The organism is Ruegeria sp. CDSA021 (genome assembly GCF_059612325.1).
On sequence record NZ_JBXWQJ010000041.1, the window covers coordinates 1 to 4,319 of the forward strand.

Annotated in this window: 3 protein-coding genes; all 3 read left to right on the top strand. The window is 56.4% G+C overall.

Going from position 1 to position 4,319, the window contains the following annotated elements; all coding sequences use genetic code 11:
* The first annotated feature begins 47 nt into the window (after positions 1 to 47).
* A complete protein-coding gene (locus AC2FLD_RS22290) occupies positions 48 to 1,673 on the top strand; it encodes a fatty acid--CoA ligase (protein WP_496674466.1) in 1,626 nt (541 codons plus the stop codon).
* The gene (locus AC2FLD_RS22295; protein ID WP_058277181.1) at positions 1,670 to 2,356 is read left to right on the top strand and encodes a dimethylsulfonioproprionate lyase family protein; all 687 of its coding nucleotides are present in this window, start codon (positions 1,670 to 1,672) and stop codon (positions 2,354 to 2,356) included. Before AC2FLD_RS22290 ends, AC2FLD_RS22295 begins: the two co-directional genes overlap by 4 nt.
* Positions 2,357 to 2,367: 11 nt before the next feature.
* Positions 2,368 to 4,319, top strand: a 1,952-nt coding sequence (locus AC2FLD_RS22300; protein ID WP_496803735.1) for a 3-hydroxyacyl-CoA dehydrogenase NAD-binding domain-containing protein, incomplete at its 3' end; no start/stop codon positions are given.

Consider the following 4,319-nt stretch of genomic DNA (forward strand, 5'->3'; position numbering starts at 1 on the left):
CTTTCAATTCTTCCACGGGGTGAGAAATGCCAGATTAGCAGATAGAGATGTTATGGGATTCCACCTTCATGCCACCACTTTCACCCTCGCCAAATGCATATGGCTATCCGTTGCTGATTAAACACTTGCTGGCCGGATCCCAGCTCGCGTCAGCCAGCCAAGAGATCGTCAGCGGCACCGAAATGCGGTTGAGCTATGCGGACTTGGGCAAACGCGTGCGCCAACTTGCCAATTCTTTAAAGGCGAGCGGGATACATGAGGGTATGCGCGTTGGTGTCATGGATTGGGATACGCACCGTTATCTTGAGTGTTTTTTCGCGATCCCGATGATGGGCGGGTCCCTTTTCACGATCAACGTGCGTCTGTCTCCTGCTCAGGTCCTTTATACGATCAACCATGGACAACCGGATCTGATCATCGTGCACCGCGATTTCATGCCGCTCATTGAGGGTATCAAATCGGGCTTTGATCGGGACATCACCATCGTGCCGATTGGAGACGGAGAAGGATATGAAGAGTGGATAGGCAAAGCCCCAGGCAGCTTTGACTTCCCGGACTTCGATGAAAACCAAACGGCAACCTTGTTTTATACAACCGGGACCACCGGCAATCCCAAGGGGGTGAGCTATTCACATCGGCAGTTGGTCCTTCACACATTGAGCTTGATCGCAGGTTTCGGCGCATGGCCCGGGAATGCCGGATTTCATCGCGGCGACGTCTACATGCCGCTGACGCCCTTGTTTCACGTCCACGGCTGGGGATTTCCATATGCCGCAACGATGCTGGGGCTGCGTCAGGTCTATCCCGGTCGATATGACCCTGACACAATCTTGCGATTGATTGCAGACGAAAACGTCACCTTTTCACACTGCGTGCCCACGGTTCTGTCAATGGTGCTCGACCATCCGGGCTGCCCACAAATTGACCTGGACAGATGGAAAGTGATCATTGGCGGGGCCGCTTTGCCGCGAGGCCTGCAGGACCGCGCCGCGGCGGCAGGCATATCCTTACATGCGGCCTATGGGATGTCCGAAACCTGTCCGTTTCTGACGGTGGCCGATTTGTCCAGCAATGACCCCGAGATGCAGGCGCAAACCGGCTTTCCCGGCCCTCTTGTCGACCTTCGTGTTGTGACACCGGATATGCAGGACGTCCCACATGACGGCGAAACAACCGGCGAAGTTGTTGCTCGGGCTCCCTGGTTGACACAAGGCTATCTGGATAATGCGCAAGCCTCGGATGAGCTTTGGGACGGTGGGTATCTGCATACCGGGGATGTTGGGTATATCCGCGAGAATGGATCGTTGCAGATTACTGACCGCCTCAAGGATGTGATTAAGACCGGCGGCGAATGGATATCCTCACTGGCACTGGAAAACATAGCATCGTCTTGCAGCGGCGTTGAGGACGTCGCAGCAATCGGGCTGCCGCACGCGAAATGGGGCGAAAGGCCAGTGTTGGTCGCTCAAGCCGCAAAGGATGCCGACCCGGATCTTGTGCGCTTGAGAGTCATGGAAGAAATCCAGTCGTGGGTTGACGCAGGCGAGATCTCAAAATGGGCAGTTCCAGACGAATTAATCTTTGTCGACCGCCTACCTAAAACCAGCGTCGGCAAGCTCGACAAGAAACTCGTGCGGCAAGATATTTCAACGCGCTCGGACCTAAAATCATGACAGACAAACAACGTCGTATTCAGGCGCTTATTCAATCGATTGTCACCTATCTGCAGGCTCACAGAGCTGCCACGCGCGGCGTTGATCTGACGTTGGACAAGCTGGCAGCCATGGATCTGTCCGATGAGAAGCTCATTGACTTACCTCCCCAAGGAACCCGGCATGATGAGGTTCTGAAGAACGCTGTCGCCGGGATTGCAGCCCCGGAATTGCAGGAAATCGCAGGCTGTCTGAAAGCGGCCAAGGATGATCTGATCTGGCGCGAAGACAACGCCCAATTCTATCCCCCCGGTGCCGATTTGGGAGAGGGATACACAAGGTGCAACCTGCATACTCTGCTGATCGGGCCGGATGCATGTGGATATCACCATCTCGATTTCAACCTTGGCATTTTCATGCTGGGACCAAGGACGCTGTATCGCGACCACAACCACGACGCGCCAGAACTGTACCTGAACCTTTCCGAGAAATCTGGTTGGCGGTTTGGCACCCGTGACTGGCAGGATTATCCGGCTGGATCACTTATCTGGAACGCGGCGGGCGATCCCCACGCCACCCGGGTCTATGACCAGCCATTCATCTCCGTCTTTGTCTGGCTCGAGAACGTGAATTCACCCTGCAATGTAATCCACTTCGACGATTGGGCAGAGATCGAACAAGATCTTGCCAAACAGTCCAATTGAGGTTTCCAAACATGATTTCCATTAAACATACCGAGGGTGTCGCTTTCATTGAGCTGAATACCCCGCCAGTGAACGCTCTTGGTCTCAAGATGCGACTGGCGCTTTCCTCGGCCATCCACGAGTTGGACGCCGATGAACAGGTCAAAGCCATCGTTCTATGTTCGGCTCTGCCGCTCTTTTGCGGCGGCGCTGACATCGTCGAGTTCCGTACCGGGGCAGTTTGGGACAAGCCGGACTTGCCAGACCTGTGTGAAACGATTGAAACCAGCAAGAAACCCATTATCGTCGCGATAGCAGGTCCCGCGATGGGTGGTGCGCTGGAGATCGCGCTTGCCTGTGATTACCGTGTCGCCACGCCGGATGCCGTGATGGGCCTACCTGAGATCAAACTGGGGCTGCTGCCTGGTGCCGGAGGCACCCAGCGACTACCCCGGATTGCCGGGCTGGAAGCGGCAACGCAAATGATCCTCTCGGGTGATCCCGTGAAAGGCGAATATGCCCTGTCTTGTGGGCTGGTCGACGCACTATTTGAGAACGACCAGGATTTTCGCGCGCATGTTTTGGGTTTCGCCACCCGTGTCAGCCATGAGGGCGATCCGAAACGCGGTTGCATGGATATGACCGTCACACACCCTGATCCGAAGGGATATCTGACGGGTTTCCGAGACCAGATAGCGCACACGTCCAAAAACCTTGTCGCCCCTGAACGCTGCTTGGTATCCATCGAGGCCGCGTGCGAATTGCCGCTGGCCGAGGGGTTGGCACAAGAGAAGGCAGGTTTCGCTGAACTGCTCGACACACCTCAATCGCGCGCGGGGCGGCATCTGTTCTTCGCAGAGCGTGAATGCACCAAGGTTCCCGGCGTTACCCGTGCTGACCAACCACGTAGCATTTCATCGGTCGCCGTGATCGGTGCCGGAACGATGGGGCGCGGCATTGCCATCGCCTTTCTGCAGGCGGGATATCCGGTCACGCTTCTGGAAACCACACAAACTGCGCTGGAACAGGGGCTGGAAAAGGTCCGGGAGCATTTCCAGCGTGCGGCTCAAAAAGGGCGGCTCAGTGCCGATCGGGCAGAGGCAATCGCCGCCAACGCCACCGGGACGCTCAGCTATGCAGACCTTGCGAAGGCTGACCTGATCATTGAAGCGGCGTTTGAAAGCATGAATGTCAAACACCAAATTTTCGCGAGCCTAGACCAGCACGCCAAACCTGGCGCGATACTGGCCTCAAACACATCGACATTGGATCTTGATGAAATCGCCGCGGTCACGTCCCGCCCGGAGGATGTGATTGGTCTCCATTTCTTCAGCCCGGCCAATGTCATGCGCTTGCTGGAGGTGGTGCGCGGCGCCAAGACCGCTCCCGATGTCATTGCAACGGCAATCACGGTCGCAAAGAAGATCCGGAAGCTCCCTGTCACGGTTGGCGTGTGCTACGGCTTTGTTGGAAACCGGATGCTGGAACCATACTTCCGCGAAGGATCTCGTCTGCTTCTTGAGGGGGTGACGCCGAAACAGGTGGATGACGTCCTTGAAGGCTTCGGCATGGCCATGGGCATTCATGCGATGGCAGATCTGGCCGGAGTCGATGTGGGCGCACGCGTGCGTCAGGAACGGCGTAGTGAAATCGCGCATGACCCGACATACCAGGCTGTGCAGGACAGGTTGTTTGAACTGGGCCGACTGGGTCAGAAAACCGGGCGTGGAAGCTATGTCTACGAGGGACGGACACGGGTCGAAGACCCTGAGATAGTTCAAATCAGTTCCGATCTGGCGGACCTGCATGGTGTGAAGCGCAGGGACATCGACGATCAGGAAATCCTTGAACGGTGTCTGTTTCCCCTGATCAACGAGGGCTTCTTGATCCTTGAAGAGGGCATTGCAACGCGCCCGGGTGATTGCGACCTGATCTGGACCAACGGCTATGGCTTTCCGAACTGGCGCGGCGGCCCAATGCACTA